This window comes from Rhodospirillaceae bacterium (assembly GCA_016712715.1).
Taxonomy (GTDB): domain Bacteria; phylum Pseudomonadota; class Alphaproteobacteria; order Dongiales; family Dongiaceae; genus Dongia.
In genome coordinates, this window is sequence record JADJQM010000001.1 from 173,349 (window position 1) to 188,214 (window position 14,866).

Annotated in this window: 16 protein-coding genes; 13 read left to right on the top strand and 3 right to left on the bottom strand. The window is 61.9% G+C overall.

Annotated features, from left to right (window positions below):
* The first annotated feature begins 24 nt into the window (after positions 1-24).
* From IPK59_00905 to fabZ, 12 genes are all read left to right on the top strand, one after another.
* A complete protein-coding gene (locus IPK59_00905; protein MBK8157416.1) occupies positions 25-390 on the top strand; it encodes a hypothetical protein in 366 nt (121 codons plus the stop codon).
* A gap of 659 nt (positions 391-1,049) precedes the next feature.
* Positions 1,050-1,811, top strand: a complete 762-nt coding sequence (gene rpsB, locus IPK59_00910) for a 30S ribosomal protein S2 (GenBank protein ID MBK8157417.1) — start codon at positions 1,050-1,052, stop codon at positions 1,809-1,811.
* 108 nt (positions 1,812-1,919) lie between these two features.
* The gene (locus IPK59_00915; protein MBK8157418.1) at positions 1,920-2,843 is read left to right on the top strand and encodes an elongation factor Ts; all 924 of its coding nucleotides are present in this window, start codon (positions 1,920-1,922) and stop codon (positions 2,841-2,843) included.
* 156 nt (positions 2,844-2,999) lie between these two features.
* Complete coding sequence (locus IPK59_00920) at positions 3,000-3,806, top strand: UMP kinase (GenBank protein ID MBK8157419.1); 807 nt, start codon at positions 3,000-3,002, stop codon at positions 3,804-3,806.
* A gap of 26 nt (positions 3,807-3,832) precedes the next feature.
* Positions 3,833-4,390: a ribosome recycling factor gene (frr, locus tag IPK59_00925; protein ID MBK8157420.1), complete on the top strand. Its 558-nt coding sequence runs from the start codon at positions 3,833-3,835 to the stop codon at positions 4,388-4,390.
* A gap of 103 nt (positions 4,391-4,493) precedes the next feature.
* Positions 4,494-5,165, top strand: coding sequence for a di-trans,poly-cis-decaprenylcistransferase (gene uppS / locus IPK59_00930; GenBank protein ID MBK8157421.1), 672 nt, complete (start codon positions 4,494-4,496; stop codon positions 5,163-5,165).
* A complete protein-coding gene (locus IPK59_00935) occupies positions 5,149-6,084 on the top strand; it encodes a phosphatidate cytidylyltransferase (GenBank protein MBK8157422.1) in 936 nt (311 codons plus the stop codon). The genes uppS and IPK59_00935 overlap by 17 nt, the downstream gene beginning before the upstream one ends.
* A complete protein-coding gene (locus IPK59_00940; protein MBK8157423.1) occupies positions 6,075-7,292 on the top strand; it encodes a 1-deoxy-D-xylulose-5-phosphate reductoisomerase in 1,218 nt (405 codons plus the stop codon). Before IPK59_00935 ends, IPK59_00940 begins: the two co-directional genes overlap by 10 nt.
* Positions 7,293-7,339: 47 nt before the next feature.
* Positions 7,340-8,476, top strand: coding sequence for an RIP metalloprotease RseP (gene rseP, locus IPK59_00945; GenBank protein ID MBK8157424.1), 1,137 nt, complete (start codon positions 7,340-7,342; stop codon positions 8,474-8,476).
* 49 nt (positions 8,477-8,525) lie between these two features.
* Positions 8,526-10,853, top strand: a complete 2,328-nt coding sequence (bamA, locus tag IPK59_00950) for an outer membrane protein assembly factor BamA (protein MBK8157425.1) — start codon at positions 8,526-8,528, stop codon at positions 10,851-10,853.
* A 51-nt stretch (positions 10,854-10,904) separates the two neighbouring features.
* Positions 10,905-11,471 (top strand): OmpH family outer membrane protein, encoded by a 567-nt coding sequence (locus IPK59_00955; GenBank protein ID MBK8157426.1) that lies wholly within the window; start codon positions 10,905-10,907, stop codon positions 11,469-11,471.
* 91 nt (positions 11,472-11,562) lie between these two features.
* The gene (gene fabZ, locus IPK59_00960) at positions 11,563-12,024 is read left to right on the top strand and encodes a 3-hydroxyacyl-ACP dehydratase FabZ (GenBank protein ID MBK8157427.1); all 462 of its coding nucleotides are present in this window, start codon (positions 11,563-11,565) and stop codon (positions 12,022-12,024) included.
* On the opposite strand, the gene IPK59_00965 is transcribed toward fabZ, so the two are convergent.
* The 3 genes from IPK59_00965 to IPK59_00975 are packed head-to-tail and all read right to left on the bottom strand — an operon-like array spanning position 12,021 to position 14,497.
* Positions 12,021-12,347 carry an AzlD domain-containing protein gene (locus IPK59_00965; protein MBK8157428.1) on the bottom strand — a complete coding sequence of 109 codons (327 nt, stop codon included), beginning with the start codon at positions 12,345-12,347 and terminating at the stop codon, positions 12,021-12,023. The genes fabZ and IPK59_00965 overlap by 4 nt on opposite strands.
* A gap of 10 nt (positions 12,348-12,357) precedes the next feature.
* Positions 12,358-13,095: an AzlC family ABC transporter permease gene (locus tag IPK59_00970; protein ID MBK8157429.1), complete on the bottom strand. Its 738-nt coding sequence runs from the start codon at positions 13,093-13,095 to the stop codon at positions 12,358-12,360.
* A 4-nt stretch (positions 13,096-13,099) separates the two neighbouring features.
* Positions 13,100-14,497 carry a PLP-dependent aminotransferase family protein gene (locus IPK59_00975; protein ID MBK8157430.1) on the bottom strand — a complete coding sequence of 466 codons (1,398 nt, stop codon included), beginning with the start codon at positions 14,495-14,497 and terminating at the stop codon, positions 13,100-13,102.
* A gap of 112 nt (positions 14,498-14,609) precedes the next feature.
* Here IPK59_00975 and IPK59_00980 point away from each other — a divergent pair, with 112 nt between their 5' ends.
* Positions 14,610-14,849, top strand: a complete 240-nt coding sequence (locus IPK59_00980) for a DUF1127 domain-containing protein (protein ID MBK8157431.1) — start codon at positions 14,610-14,612, stop codon at positions 14,847-14,849.
* Positions 14,850-14,866 lie beyond the last annotated feature (17 nt).

The window sequence follows — 14,866 nt, forward strand, 5'->3', positions numbered from 1 at the left end:
GCGTGGCTTGAGGACGTCGTACTCGTGAACGAGAGCCGTGACGTGAGCAGCGCAGGCGCCGTCAGCGTGTTTCGGAGCGCCGGCGAAGCGTGCCGCTATCTCGAGCACTGGTGGGTTGAAAACAGCGAAGGCTTCGCCTTCAGCGCCACCGGCCACCACTTAGTGCTTGGCGTTGATTCAAATGGAAGCGTGATTGTCACGGCGACCGAGCCGCATGCGGACGGCGGTGCCATCGTCTTGAGCTGGCTCAGTGCGTTGGCAGAATCCGTTCTGGAAGCGCGCCGGGTGCGGGCAACTCAAGGAAAGAGCATCCTGGGCATTCACGATGAATCCGGCCGCCTTCCTAGAACGATCGAGGGTTTGGTCGCTTATGTTGGCTTTGACGACTGATCCCGCCGCCCTTGCCTAAACTGTCATGCCCAGCCTGAAGCGGGGCATGACGGCCCGACGTTGTTCCTAATTTGTTCTTGACAGCCGGTATAGGAATATGATACCAAGAAAGGGTGCACACATCCCCGCCGATGCGGGATCGTTTGGTCACCCACGGCGGGACAAGCCGGACCCATGCAGTGGCGGGATCTCACGGTCCCGGCCAGAGCGCCTCGGCCGGTGGTCAACCGGCCTCCTGGATCGGATGGAAGAGCGATCCCCCCTGGACCGAGCGGGTTAGCCGGTCCTCCAGGACCGGATGGATGACCGGCTCCCCCGAGGATCGGCTTGGGAAACCGATCCCCCCGACCAATGGGTGAATGGTCCCCTTCGGACCGGCGGGCAGCCGGCCAGCATACCGGCCAAGCGATCCCACATCGGCGGATTGAATTAAACAAGGCAGATCAATAGATTGGACGGAGATAGCAGCGGCTTTCGCGGAAACCTTGCCATTTTCGCCGGAACCCTCTATCACACGCCCACTAAAAACCGCATGCGGGTTGCGCGCTGGTGGGGAGAAATCCCATCAGACTTCGCTCCGGTGGCCCTTTCGGGGGCCGCAAAACCCGCAGAGGCTCAACCGGAAAAGGACTTGATAACATGGCGCTGCCAGTTTCAGCATGCGCCAGCTCTTGGAAGCTGGCGTTCACTTTGGTCACCACACACGTCGTTGGAATCCGCAGATGGCTCCCTATCTGTTCGGCGTTCGCAATGGTGTGCATATCATCAACCTCGAATTCACTGCCCCGATGCTTGAGCAGGCGATCAAGACCGTGCGCGATGTCGCCGCGGCAGGTGGTCGTGTGCTGTTCGTCGGCACCAAGCGCGCCGCCGCCGATAAGGTCGCGGAAGCAGCCAAGCGTTGCGGCCAGTATTACGTCAACCATCGTTGGCTGGGTGGCATGCTCTCCAACTGGAAGACCATCTCGCAGTCGATCAAGCGCTTGCGCGAAATCGAAGAGAAGCTCTCGACCAACACGGTCGGTCTGACCAAGAAAGAGCTCCTCATGATGACCCGCGACCGCGACAAGCTTGAGCGCGCGCTGGGCGGCATCAAGGACATGGGCGGCCAGCCCGACATCCTCGTCATCATCGACACCAACAAGGAATCGCTTGCGGTGAAGGAAGCCAACAAGCTTGGCATTCCGATCGTCGCTGTCCTTGATTCCAACTCCTCGCCGGAAGGCATCAATTTCCCGGTTCCGGGCAATGACGATGCGATCCGCGCGATCACGCTCTATTGCGACCTGTTCTCGGGCGCCGTGCTCGACGGTCTGCAGCAGGAAGCGATCTCTTCGGGTGCCGATATCGGCGAATCCGAGGAACTGCCGGCCGAGCAGCTGCCGGTTGCCGAAGGCGCCGAGAGCAACGCGTCGGCCTAAGAGCTTGTGGCGTTGAATGGGGTTCGGGGCGCGCTTGAAAGCCCCGGACCCCAGTGCCACATTCATGCATCACCTGAAGATACCGAATTTAGACGGAAGGAAGAGACCATGGCCGAGATTACTGCTGCGCTCGTAAAGGAGCTGCGCGAAGCCTCAGGCGCCGGCATGATGGATTGCAAGAAGGCGCTGGCCGAGAACAATGGCGACGTGGAAGCGTCGATCGACTGGCTGCGCAAGAAGGGCCTCGCCGCCGCCGCCAAGAAGGCCGGCCGCGTGGCCGCCGAAGGTCTGGTCGGCGCGGTTGCCGACGGCACTGCCGGCGCGCTGGTCGAGGTGAACTCCGAGACCGATTTCGTCGCCCGTAACGAGCAGTTCCAGGGCTTCGTCTCGGCCGTCACGCGTCTGGCTCTGGCCAATGGCGATGTCGAGGCCCTGAAGTCGGCGAAGTATCCTGATGGCGGTGTCACCGTCACCGAGAAGCTGACCAATCTGGTTGCCACCATTGGCGAGAACATGAACCTCCGCCGTGCGGTTCGCCTGTCGGTGCCGAATGGTGTCGTGGCCTCTTATGTCCACAATGCGGCTGCTCCCGGCATGGGCAAGATCGGCGTGCTGGTCGCGCTGGAATCGACCGGCGATGCCGCGAAGCTCCAGGCGCTGGGCAAGCAGATCGCCATGCATGTGGCCGCCGCCAACCCGCAATCGTTGAGCATCGACCAGGTCGATCCGGCCATGCTGGAGCGTGAGCGCTCGGTTCTGGCCGAACAGGCCCGCGCCTCGGGCAAGGCCGAGGAGATCATCGGCAAGATGGTCGAAGGGCGTCTGCGCAAATATTACGAAGACGTCGTCCTTCTCGAGCAGCTTTACGTCATCGACGGCGAAAGCCGCGTGAAGCAGGTGGTGGAAAAGGCCGCCAAGGAGATCGGCGCGCCGGTGAAACTCGTCGCTTTTGCCCGCATGGCGCTGGGCGAGGGCATCGAGAAGGAAGAAAAGGACTTCGCGTCCGAGGTTGCGGCCCAGCTCCGCGCCTGAAAGCCGGATTCGGGGGTGCTTCCTGCTCCCCCGAATCGGGGTATAGTTCGGCGGGTGATGCTGTCCTCCTGAGGACTTTGCATTGCCCGCCTCCCGCCCAACTTTCGACAGAAAGCCGGGCGAAGATCATAAAATATCAAGCGGGGAGAATTGCGAATGTCCAGTGCAGGTGCATCGTCGACGGGCGCAAGCATCGACCTTCCCGCCGCCGCACATGCGCCGACCCCGGCGCCTGCCGGACTGCTCTATAAGCGCGTCCTCCTCAAAATCTCAGGCGAGGCCCTGATGGGCCAGCGCGATTACGGCCTGGAGCCGGCGACCGTCAACCGCGTCGCCAAGGAAGTCCAGGCGGTCCATGCGCTCGGTGTCGAATGCTGCCTGGTCATCGGCGGCGGCAACATCTTCCGCGGTATTGCCGGCGCCTCCGAAGGCATGCAGCGCGCATCGGCCGATTACATGGGCATGCTGGCTACCATCATGAATGCCCTGGCCATGCAGAACGCGCTTGAGCAATTGGGCGTCGATACGCGCGTCCTCTCCGCCATTCCGATGCAATCAGTGTGCGAGCCCTATATCCGCCGCCGTGCCGTGCGCCATCTGGAAAAGCGCCGCATCGTGATCTTTGCCGCTGGTACCGGAAACCCCTATTTCACCACCGACACGGCGGCTGCCTTGCGCGCCTCGGAAATGGGCTGCCAGGCCCTCCTCAAGGGCACCAAGGTCGATGGTGTCTACAGCGCCGATCCGAAGGTGCACAAGGATGCGGAGCGCTACAGCCAACTCAGCCACCAGGACGTGCTGTCGCGCGACCTCAAGGTGATGGATGCGACGGCCATTGCGCTGGCGCGTGACAACGGTATCCCGATCATTGTTTTCTCGATCCATTCGCCGGGCATGTTCGCCGAGGTGCTGCAGGATCGCGGCCGCTTCACGGTGATCGGCAACAGGCTTGAGAAGCTTTAAGGCTAAACGCGAAAAGAGGGTTTCCCATGAGTGATCCGCGCTTGGAAGATTTCAAACGCCGTATGGATGGCGCACTGGAAGCGCTGCGCAAGGAGTTCGGCGGGCTGCGCACGGGCCGAGCCTCCGCCAGCCTGTTGGATCCGGTCCAGGTCAGCGCCTATGGCAACAACATGCCGCTCAATCAGGTGGGCACCGTGAGCGTCCCCGAGCCGCGCATGATTTCGGTCCAGGTATGGGACAAGAGCATGGTGGGCGCCGTCGAGAAGGCGATCCGCGATTCCGGCCTTGGCCTCAACCCGGCCAGCGATGGCAGCACGGTCCGCGTGCCACTGCCGGAACTGTCGCAGGAGCGCCGCCAGGAACTGACCAAGGTCGCCCATAAGTACGCCGAACACGCCCGCGTCTCGATGCGCAATGTGCGCCGCGACGGCATGGACTTCCTGAAAAAGCAGGAAAAGGACCACAAGATCTCCGAAGACGAGCACAAGAAGCTCGCCGATCTGATGCAGAAGCTCACCGACGAGCATGTGAAAAAAGTCGACGAAGCCTTGGCGATCAAGGAAAAGGAAATCCTGCAGGTTTGATGTGAGCCAGCCACGCCTCATAGCCGAGCCCCTGGCGGGCGGTGACAACGCCTTGCGCGCTGCCAATGGGGCAGGGCGCCCGCCGCGTCACATCGCCATCATCATGGACGGCAATGGCCGCTGGGCGCGCGCGCGCGGCCTGCCGCGGACGGTTGGGCACAACAGCGGTGCCGAGGCAGTGCGCCAGGCTGTGAAGGGCGCCGTCGCCTGCGGTGTCGAATACCTCACCTTGTTCGGCTTCTCGTCCGAGAACTGGAAGCGGCCGGCCGCCGAAATCGACGATCTGATGGGGCTGTTGAAGCTCTATCTCCGCCGCGAGATCGAGGAACTGCATCAGAACGGTGTGCGCGTCCAGATCATCGGCGAGCGTTCGCGCCTGGGCGCCGATGTGGTGAAGCTGATCGAAGCGGCCGAAGCCCGCACCGCTGCCAACCAGCGCCTCACGCTCACCATCGCCTTGAGCTACGGCGCGCGTGCCGAGATCCTGCTCGCCGCTAAACGCATGGCGGAGGCGCTGCAGCGCGGCGAACTCACCGCGGCAGACGTCGACGAAGACCGCTTCGGCGGCTTCCTGCTCACGGCCGGCATGCCCGACCCGGACCTCCTCATCCGCACCAGCGGCGAGAAGCGCATCAGCAATTTCCTGCTCTGGCAATGTTCCTATGCGGAGTTCGTTTTCATCGACAAGCATTGGCCGGATTTCGGCCAGGACGATCTCAAATCCGCCATTGCGGAGTACCTCGGCCGGAGCCGGCGCTATGGCGCCGCCGAGTAGCCCACCGTCCAATGATAGGCCGGCCAAAAAGCCGAGCAACCTCACCGTCCGGATCATCTCGGCCCTGGTGCTGATCCCGATTGTCCTCGCAGTTGGCTACATCGGTCATCCCTGGTTCGACCTGTTCGTGATCCTGTTCGCGGGCATCATGGCCTGGGAATGGGCGCGCATCGCCGGGCGGCGGCGGAACCCCGCCGATCCCAGCCCGGCGGCGAGATTGCCGGTAGGCAACTGGACACTTGGATCGATTGGTCTGATTTTTGTGGTTGTTAATGTTCTCGTGATGGTTCGGGGGCCATTGATTGAAAACTGGCCGGCCGAGTTCGATTACTCTCTTTGGAATATTCTGAAACTCCTGATCGCGGCGGTCGTCGGCGCCACGATCTTCGCTCTGTATGAAAACCGCAGCCGAGCTATCTGGTTTGGGATCGGCGCCATCTACATCCTGGCTCCCTCGCTGGCCGTCCTCTGGGTCCGCGACGATCCGGTGACGGGGCAGGGTATCTTGCTGTTGACCTGGATCCTCGCTTTGGTGATCGCCACGGATACCGGCGCCTATGCCGCCGGCCGCTCGATCGGCGGCCCCAAGCTCGCGCCCCGCATCTCGCCCAACAAGACCTGGGCGGGGTTGCTTGGCGGCATGGTCTCGGCAGCCCTGGTCGGGTTGGTTTTCGGGCTTTTCCTGAACCTGCCAAGCATCTGGAAATTAATGATTTTGAGTGCGGGACTGGCTGTGATAGAGCAGGTCGGCGATCTTCTCGAATCCGCCTTCAAACGGCGCTTTGGCATGAAGGACAGCAGCCATATAATCCCGGGGCATGGGGGCGTGCTTGACCGGGTGGATGGACTGCTCGCGGTATCGGTTGCCGTGGCAGCGTTGGACTATTTTGGCGAAGGTAGTGTGCTCTCATGGTTATGAGCGGAACGGTCACGGAGCTGCGCGCTCCCGCAAATGAGCCCCGCAGTGTCACGGTCCTGGGTTGCACCGGCTCGGTCGGCTGCAACACGATCGACATGATCGAGCGCAACCCCGGCGCCTACCGGGTCGAGGCGCTGACCGCCCACAACAATGTCAATCTGCTCATCGAACAGGCCAAACGCCTGAAGCCACGCCTTGTCGTCAGCGGCAATCCCGACAATTACGAGGCCCTGAAAGCCGGCCTTGCCGGCACGGGGATCGAGGTCGCGGCCGGTCGCGCGGCCGTCATCGAGGCGGCGCAACGCCCGGCCGAATGGGTCATGGCCTCCATCGTCGGGGCTGCGGGACTGGAGCCGACCCTCGCCGCCGTCCGCCGCGGTGCCCTCATTGGTCTTGCCAACAAGGAGACCCTGGTCTGCGCCGGGTCCCTGATGATGAAGGAGGTGGCCAAGCACAAGGCCACCATGCTGCCAGTCGATTCCGAGCATTCCGCCATCTTCCAGGTGTTCGATTTTGACCGGGTCGAGGCGATCGAAAAAATCATCCTCACCGCGTCGGGTGGTCCGTTCCGGACCAGGACAGTGGCGGAGATGGCCGAGATGGCGCCGGCCCAGGCCGTGGCCCATCCCAACTGGTCGATGGGTGCCAAGATCTCGGTCGATTCCGCCAGCATGATGAACAAGGGCCTGGAGTTGATCGAGGCCTACCACCTGTTCGGCCTGCCTGAGGATCAGATCGAGATCCTGGTGCATCCGCAATCTGTCATCCATTCCATGGTCGCCTATCGCGACGGGTCTGTGCTGGCGCAGCTGGGTACACCGGATATGCGCACACCGATCGCCTTCGCGCTGGGCTGGCCTAACCGGATCGAGGCGCCCTCGGCGCGTCTGGATTTCGCCAAGGTTGCTCAGTTTACTTTCGAAGCCCCTGATCCCGTGAGGTTTCCGGCGTTGCGCCTGGCTCGGGCGGCCCTCAAGGCGGGTGGCCGGGCGCCGACCATCCTCAACGCGGCCAATGAAATTGCGGTGGCGGCCTTCCTCGACGGTGGTATCCGTTTCACCGACATCGCCGCCGTGGTCGAAGCGGTCCTGGAACAAATGCCAGCCGGTTCGCTTGCCAGCATAGATGACGTGCTGGAAACCGATGGGGAAGCGCGCATCGTCGCAACATCCCAGGTCGCAGCCCGGCGCAAGAACAGCACTCACTAAGCGAGCGGCCGGCGGAACACGGTCCAGGAAAAGGAAGCGGAACGGGTATGGATATCGTCGCGGAAATCTCGCGCAATGGCTTTTGGTTCCTGGTTCTGCTGACGCCATTGGTGTTCGTCCACGAGCTGGGGCATTTCCTGGTCGCCCGCCTGTGCGGTGTCCGGGTCGAGGTATTCTCGATCGGCTTTGGCCGCGAGTTGTTCGGCTTTACCGACCGCCATGGCACGCGCTGGAAGTTCAGCCTGCTGCCCCTGGGCGGTTACGTCCGCATGTTCGGCCAGGCGCCCAATGAGCTTGAAGGTGGTGAGAAGCCGGTCGAGATGCCGGCATCGGATCGCGCTGTGTCTTTCATGCACAAGAGTGTCGGGCGCCGTGCCGCCATCGTCGCTGCGGGCCCGGCTGCGAACTTCATCTTTGCCATCCTGGTCCTGGGCATCCTCTATATCAGCTATGGCAAGACCTACCGTGCGCCGGTTATCGACGAAGTCATGGCCGGGTCGGGCGCAGCCGAGGCCGGCATTCTCCCGGGAGACCGGGTAATCGAAGCCAACGGCCAGTCAATCACCACGTTCGAGGATGTGGCGCAGATCATCGTGATGAATCTCGACCAGCCGCTGGTGCTGGTCATCGAGCGCAATGGAACCCAGCTCACTCTGACCGCGACGCCGCAGATTGTTACCGACAAGGATATTCTGGGTAAGGAAATGCGCACGGCGCGCCTTGGCATCATTTCCAAGCGGCCGGGGCCGGTGATTACCCTCGGTCCCCTCGAGGCCCTGTCAGATGCGGTCGCCGATACCTACGACATGACCGGCAACATGCTGACAGGTATCTGGCAGATGATATCCGGTGCCCGACCAGCCAGCGAAATCGGCGGCGTTCTGCGGATTGCGACCGTATCTGGCGCGGTTGCCGAGTTCGGTTTTGTATCCCTGGTCCTGCTCGCCGTCACGCTGTCGATCAATCTCGGCCTGATCAACCTCTTTCCCGTGCCGATGCTGGATGGCGGCCATCTGGCCTTCTACGCGGTCGAAGCCGTGCGCGGGCGTCCGCTCAGCGAAGGTGCCCAGGAGTGGGGCCTGAAAATCGGCCTCGCCATGGTACTTAGCCTCATGTTATTTGCCACATGGAACGACTTGGTTTATCTGAAAGTAGTCGATTTTTTCCATGGGCTCTTCACCTGATCGGATGATGCGTAAAATGGCTCTTTTGCGTAAGCTGCTTTGCGCCCCGATGGCGATCGCCCGGCCTTTTCTGCCAAGCCGGCGCCTTGTTCAGGCCATGATGCTGGCGCTTTTGCTGGTACCGGCGATCGGATTGGCGACACATCCGGTGCTTGCCCAGTCGATCAGTTCCGGCGACGCGATTCAGGAAATCCGGATCGAGGGCAGCCAGCGAATCGAGCCGGACACCGTCCGCAGCTATATGGCGATCAACCCGGGTGATCCCTTCGACGCCAAATCGATCGACCGGGCCCTCAAGGCGCTGTTTGCGACGGGCCTGTTCGCCGACGTCAATTTCCGCCGCGAAGGCAGTTCGCTGATCGTCCAGGTGACGGAGAACCCGATCATCAACCGCATCGCCTTCGAAGGTAACGACCGCCTCGATGACGAGCAGTTGCAGACCGAAATCCAGTTGCGCCCTCGCGTCGTCTATACCCAGGCGCGCGTGCAGGCGGATGTGAAGCGCCTGCTCGACCTCTACCGCCGCAACGGCCGCTTCGCCGCGACCGTCGACCCCAAGGTCATCAAGCTCGATCAGAACCGCGTCGACCTTGTCTTTGAAATCAAGGAAGGCGACACGACCGACATCGAGCGCATCGATTTTGTCGGCAACAAGGTGTTCGATGATGACGATCTGCGCGACGTGGTCATCACCCGCGAAAGCGCGTGGTTCCGCATCCTTAGCACGAGCGACACCTATGACCCCGACCGCCTGACGGTCGACAAGGAAAACCTGCGCAAATTCTATCTGGAAGAGGGCTATGCCGACTTCCGCGTCATCTCGGCCGTGGCGGAGCTGTCGCCGGACCAGGAAGCCTTCTACATCACCTTCACGGTGGAAGAGGGCGAGCGCTATACGCGCGGCAAGGGCGACGTCAAATCCACGCTGAAGGATCTCGAGGCAGAATCCCTGTGGGATGTCGTGCTGACGTCAGAAGGCGATTGGTACAACGCGACACTGGTCGACAAATCGGTCCAGGCCATTGCCGACCGCGTCGGCAGCCTTGGCTACGCCTTCGTCGATGTCCGCCCGCGCATCCAGCGCGATGCCGAAAAACATATCCTGACTCTGACCTACGACATCCAGGAAGGGCCCAAGGTCTATGTCGAGCGCATCGAGATCACCGGCAACATCCGGACCCAGGACAAGGTGATCCGCCGCGAATTCCGACTTGCGGAGGGCGATGCCTTCTCGACCGCCAAAATGAAGCGAACCGAACAGCGCCTGCGCAATCTCGGTTTCTTCGAGGCGGTGGACATCCAGACCACGCCGGGCAGCGCGCCCGACAAGACCGTCATCAAGGTGAAGGTCGCGGAACAGTCGACCGGCGAATTGACCTTCGGTGCCGGATTCTCGACCGCCGACGGTCCCTTGGGCAACATCGGCATCCGCGAGCGCAACCTGCTCGGCAAGGGGCAGGATCTGCGCGCCAACTTTACCCTCTCGGGCAAGCGATCGCAGATTGATGTCAGCTTCACCGACCCCTACTTCCTCGACAAGGATCTCGCGGCCGGCGTTGATCTGTTCCATCGCCGCTACAACGATGTGCGCGGCGACGATTACGATCTGACGCAGTCCGGCTTTGGCCTGCGCATGGGCTACGAACTGACCGAGTATATGCGCCAGACCCTTGGCTATCGCCTCAGCGTCGACAAGATCTCTGACGTCGACAACGATCTCTCGGAAGCGATCCAGGACGAGAAGGGCTATACGATCCGGTCGACCATCAGCTCTGATATCATCTATGACCGGCGCGACAGCGTGGCCGATCCGCGCGATGGCTATTTCGTGAGCCTGTCGACAGACTTCATCGGTGCCGGCGGTGATGTAACGGCACTGCAGACCGTGGTGCGCGGTGGCTACTTCTATCCCTTCAACGACGATATCTCGATCGGACTTTCGGCGGAGGCGGGTCAAATTCAGCCGCTGTTTGGCGACCATCTGCGGGTCACGGATGCCTTCTCCCTGGGTGGTCAGAATCTACGTGGCTTCGAGAGTTCCGGCGTTGGCCCGCGGGATGCCGACACCAACGACTCGCTCGGCGGCCAGTACATTTTCGACGGCACTCTGCAGGCGAGTTTCCCGCTCGGCCTGCCTGAGGAGTTCAATCTCCGCGGCCGTGCCTTTACCGATTTCGGCGTCCTGACCGGGACGGATTTCGACAACGATGTTGATGTCGATGTTGACGATGATGCCAGCCTGCGCGTCTCGGCGGGCCTGGGGGTGACCTGGGTGTCGCCATTCGGACCGATCGCCGTCGACGTTGCCTATCCGCTCATGAAAGAGGACTACGACAATACGGAATGGTTCCGTTTCAGTGTCGGTACCTCCTTCTAGGCCTTAACCGATTTGTTCAGTGGAGTTACGCGCGTGTTTAGATTCCGATTGATGACGAAGGCCGCGATGGCCTTGGTGGCTGCCATGATTGTATTGACGCCGATGCGCCCGGTGTTGGCTCAGGAAGCAGCTCCAGCCCCGGCCTCCGAACCCAAATCGATCCCGATCTTCATCGGCGTGGTCGACGTCGAAAAAATTCTGCGCAGCTCCACGGCGGGTCAGGCGCTAGACACCCAGTCCGCTCAGTTGCGCAAGAAGTTCCAGGCGGACGTCCTCGCCAAGGAAAAGCAGCTGCGCGCCGAAGGCGAGAAGTTCAAGAAGCAGCGCGCGACCATGACCGAAGAGCAGGCCCAGCAGGCACTGCAGGCGCTGCAGGCGAATGAGGCCGCCAGCCGCAAGGAATTCGAAGCGCGCCGCAAATCGCTCGACACCGCATACAACGGCGCTCGCAAGAAGATCTTCGACGCCCTCAACAAGGCTGTCCTGGATGTTTCCCAGAAACGCGGCCTGACACTCGTTATTAAGAAATCTGTCATAGTTGCCAGCGCCCAGGCCTGGGATATTACGGATGTCGTGCTGGTGCAGCTCAACAAGCTTCTGCCCTCCGTCAAGATGTGACGCAGGCGTTGAGTGAATCCGGGATCGCGCCGACAGGTTGTGCCGGGCAGAGCGATCAGCGATCATATGTTGCGGGGAAAAGGGCTTCTGGATGGCGGATGATGTGCCGACGGGCGGGGTAATCGATATCGCGGCGATCATGCGCATGATCCCGCATCGTTATCCGTTCCTGTTGATCGATCGGGTCATTGGCGTCGTGTCCGGCGAGAGCGCCACGGGCATCAAGAATGTGACAGTCAATGAACCGTTCTTCCCCGGACATTTTCCTGGCGCCCCGGTCATGCCGGGTGTGCTCATCGTCGAAGCCATGGCGCAGACGGCGGCGGTCATCGCGGTTCATGCGCTGGGTTCGGAAGCCGAGGGCAAGATCGTTCTTTTCATGAGCATCGACGATTGCCGCTTCCGGCGGCCTGTCACGCCCGGCGACCAGCTGCGCCTCGAAGTCAAGAAGGACCGTGCCCGTGGCCCGGTCTGGCGCTTCATGGGCGTAGCCAAGGTTGACGGCCAGGTCGTCGCGGAAGCCACTTTCGCGGCCATGATCCGCGACCGCTAGACGCCCAACGCCCAGCGCGCCGCAAAGAACACAGCCATGCCGATGAGGATCGTCGGCATCAGTTTGTGCCAGCGCCAACTGACGATCGCCGCCACGATGGCGCCGATCAGATAGGGATTGCGCCAGCTCAGTTGAATATCACCGCCATCTGTCGGATAGAGCACCATCGGCACGATGATCGCGGTCAGCACCGTCACCGGCACGAAGGCGAGGGCGCGCTCGACGATGGGCGGAAAGCGCACATGGTCCGCGAACAGATAGACCGGCCAGCGAATGGCCAGGTTGATGAGCGCCATGCCGGCGATCATCATGACAATTTCGATCTCGCTCATGTCACACCACGTCGCTGGCCGCATTGCGGCGCTTGATTTCCTGTAGTGCCAGCCCGGCGCCGATGCCGGCAAGCGCACCCAGCATCAGGCCGAGCTTGAAGGGCAGGGCATGTCCCAATGTCGCCACCACCGCCGCGACAATGGCGGCCACCCAATAAGGCCGCGAGCGCAAGGCCGGCATGACGATGCCGATAAAGGTCACCACCATGGCGAATTCGAGCCCCCATTTCTCGATCCCCTCGTACTGTGTCCCAAGCACGATGCCGATAAAGGTCCAGAAGCCCCAGTTGAGATACATGCCGAGGCAGGATGTCAGATAGTACCAATGCGCGTGCGGTGCATCGCCTTCGATGCGATAGCGTCGTTCCATCACGGCGAAAGTTTCGTCGGTCAACCAGGCAGAGAGGCCGAAACGCCAGAGCTGATTGAGATGGCGCACATGGTCGACCAGCGTCGCCGCATAGAGCAGGTGCCGCAGATTGAGAATGAGTGTGGCCAGCCAGATGACGCCGAGACCGGAACCTGTGCCGAGCAGCAGGATGGCAATGAACTGGGCCGATCCCGAGAAGACAAACAGCGACATGCACATGACGGCGATCGGCGACAGGCCCTTGGCGATTCCCAGCGCGCCGAAAATCAACCCGAACGGAAACGCTGAAATCATGACCGGTAATGTGGCCAGCAGGCCACGGCCGATCTCGGACCCGATCGTCCGATCGGTCTGTGTTTCGGATGTCATCGGATCACACGATCCCGTAGGAGCCGCCGGGGCGCGTGCGCAGGATATCGGCGATACGCTGCAATGCGTTCTCCAGGATGCGTCGGTCGGCCGGGGCGCACAGGCACAGGCGGACGCCATTGGGCGCGTTGCGTGTCAGCGAGAAGATGGTGGCTGGTGACACGCCGACGCCTTTCAGCCGCGCCTGCAAGGCAAAGCCATCGGCGGTCCAGGGCTCCTGCAATTTCAGCCAGATATGATAACTCGATTCATCGCCGCAGATTTCGACATCGCTGAGGATCCGGCGTGCCATGCGTTGTCGCGCGATGGCCTCGATGCGGTGCGCTTCGGCCAAGTCCATCCCAGTGCCGTCCTCGACCCAATCGGCGGCGATCTCGGCGGTCAGCGGCGCCGCCATCCAGGTGGTCGAGCGGACCACTTGCGCGAACATGTCGAGAGCGCCTTCGGGAATGGCGAGATAGCCCACGCGCAGGCCCGGCGCCATGGATTTGGAAACGCTGGTGAAGTAGTGCCCCAGCTCCGGCGCATGGGCCGAGAGTGGCTCGATCGTGCGCGTGCCGAGCAGAAAGCCATAGACATCGTCCTCGACGATCTTGACCCCGTGCTTGCGCGCGACCGCGGCAAGCGCCCGACGCCGCTCGACAGAGACGACGATGCCGGTCGGATTGTGCATGTTGACGACGCAATAGAATGCCTTGGGCCGAAGATTGATGCAGGCTGCTTCAAACGCCTCGACATCGACGCCGTCGGAATCCATCTGCACGCCATGCAGCCGAATGCGCAGGAAGTCGGCCAAGCGTCGCAAGCCCGGATAGGTGACGCATTCAGTCACCACCACATCGCCCGGTTCGGTAATGGCGCCAAGGGCTGCCGTCATGGCGTGCTGGCCGCCGGCGGTGACGATGACCCGATCGGCCGGCACCGGATAGCGCTGCTCGCCCAGCCACTGGGCACCCGCAGCGCGGTGGCGGGGCATGCCGACATGATGATGGTAATCCAGCAGTGAATCGATACCCGGTCGCGCGGCGATGCGTTGCAGGGCATTCGAGAGCAGCGCGTCGTTGGCGCGCGGGGTCGGGAAGTTGATGGAGAGATCGACAAAGCCGCCTTCTTCGATTTCCGCTTCGCGCTCGACCGGCATCTCGGGCCGGCGGCGCACGTCGGGACGCACGAAGGTCCCGCGGCCCACTTCACCACCAATGAGACCGCGGCGCTCGGCTTCGGCATAGGCGCGGGTCACCGTCCCAACCGTGACGCCCAGGCGAAAGGCAAGCTCCCGATGCGTCGGCAGGCGCGTTCCCGGCGCCATGCGTTGCTGTCGGATATCGTCGGACAGCGCATCGGCGATCGCGAGATAGCGCGGTCCTGGAAACGTCGAGATATCTGGTTGCCAGTTTGTCATGGTGACAATGTATCGATTGACTTGAATGGCTGTCAAAACAATTATGCGGTCGCGGGTACAATGTAGAACAATGTACCGGACGCAGCCAAATATGACAGAAGGAATGTCCAAAATGTCTCGATACAAATTGTCTGCCCTGGAAGGGCGGCCGTCCTATGCGCGATCTAGATTCTCGGGCTTTAGGCTCACCGGCCTTGCGCTGCCGCGCATCGTCGCGACCCTCTTGCTCGACTATCTGGAGATCTATCGTCAGCGCCGTGCGCTGGCGGCCCTCGACGATCACATGTTGAAGGACATCGGTCTGAGCCGCTGCGACGTCGAAGCCGAAGTCTCGCGCCCGTTCTGGCGATGAGGCGATAGCACAAGCTG

Excerpts from the sequence above, each read along its gene's own strand:
- fabZ (MBK8157427.1), top strand. The coding sequence starts at position 11,563 with ATGGCGGATGATGTGCCGACGGGCGGGGTAATCGATATCGCGGCGATC.
- IPK59_00975 (MBK8157430.1), bottom strand. The coding sequence starts at position 14,497 with ATGACAAACTGGCAACCAGATATCTCGACGTTTCCAGGACCGCGCTAT.
- frr (MBK8157420.1), top strand. The coding sequence starts at position 3,833 with ATGAGTGATCCGCGCTTGGAAGATTTCAAACGCCGTATGGATGGCGCA.
- IPK59_00955 (MBK8157426.1), top strand. The coding sequence starts at position 10,905 with ATGACGAAGGCCGCGATGGCCTTGGTGGCTGCCATGATTGTATTGACG.
- IPK59_00970 (MBK8157429.1), bottom strand. The coding sequence starts at position 13,095 with ATGACATCCGAAACACAGACCGATCGGACGATCGGGTCCGAGATCGGC.
- IPK59_00920 (MBK8157419.1), top strand. The coding sequence starts at position 3,000 with ATGTCCAGTGCAGGTGCATCGTCGACGGGCGCAAGCATCGACCTTCCC.
- IPK59_00940 (MBK8157423.1), top strand. The coding sequence starts at position 6,075 with ATGGTTATGAGCGGAACGGTCACGGAGCTGCGCGCTCCCGCAAATGAG.
- bamA (MBK8157425.1), top strand. The coding sequence starts at position 8,526 with ATGGCGATCGCCCGGCCTTTTCTGCCAAGCCGGCGCCTTGTTCAGGCC.
- rpsB (MBK8157417.1), top strand. The coding sequence starts at position 1,050 with ATGCGCCAGCTCTTGGAAGCTGGCGTTCACTTTGGTCACCACACACGT.
- uppS (MBK8157421.1), top strand. The coding sequence starts at position 4,494 with ATGGACGGCAATGGCCGCTGGGCGCGCGCGCGCGGCCTGCCGCGGACG.
- rseP (MBK8157424.1), top strand. The coding sequence starts at position 7,340 with ATGGATATCGTCGCGGAAATCTCGCGCAATGGCTTTTGGTTCCTGGTT.
- IPK59_00935 (MBK8157422.1), top strand. The coding sequence starts at position 5,149 with ATGGCGCCGCCGAGTAGCCCACCGTCCAATGATAGGCCGGCCAAAAAG.
- IPK59_00915 (MBK8157418.1), top strand. The coding sequence starts at position 1,920 with ATGGCCGAGATTACTGCTGCGCTCGTAAAGGAGCTGCGCGAAGCCTCA.
- IPK59_00980 (MBK8157431.1), top strand. The coding sequence starts at position 14,610 with ATGTCTCGATACAAATTGTCTGCCCTGGAAGGGCGGCCGTCCTATGCG.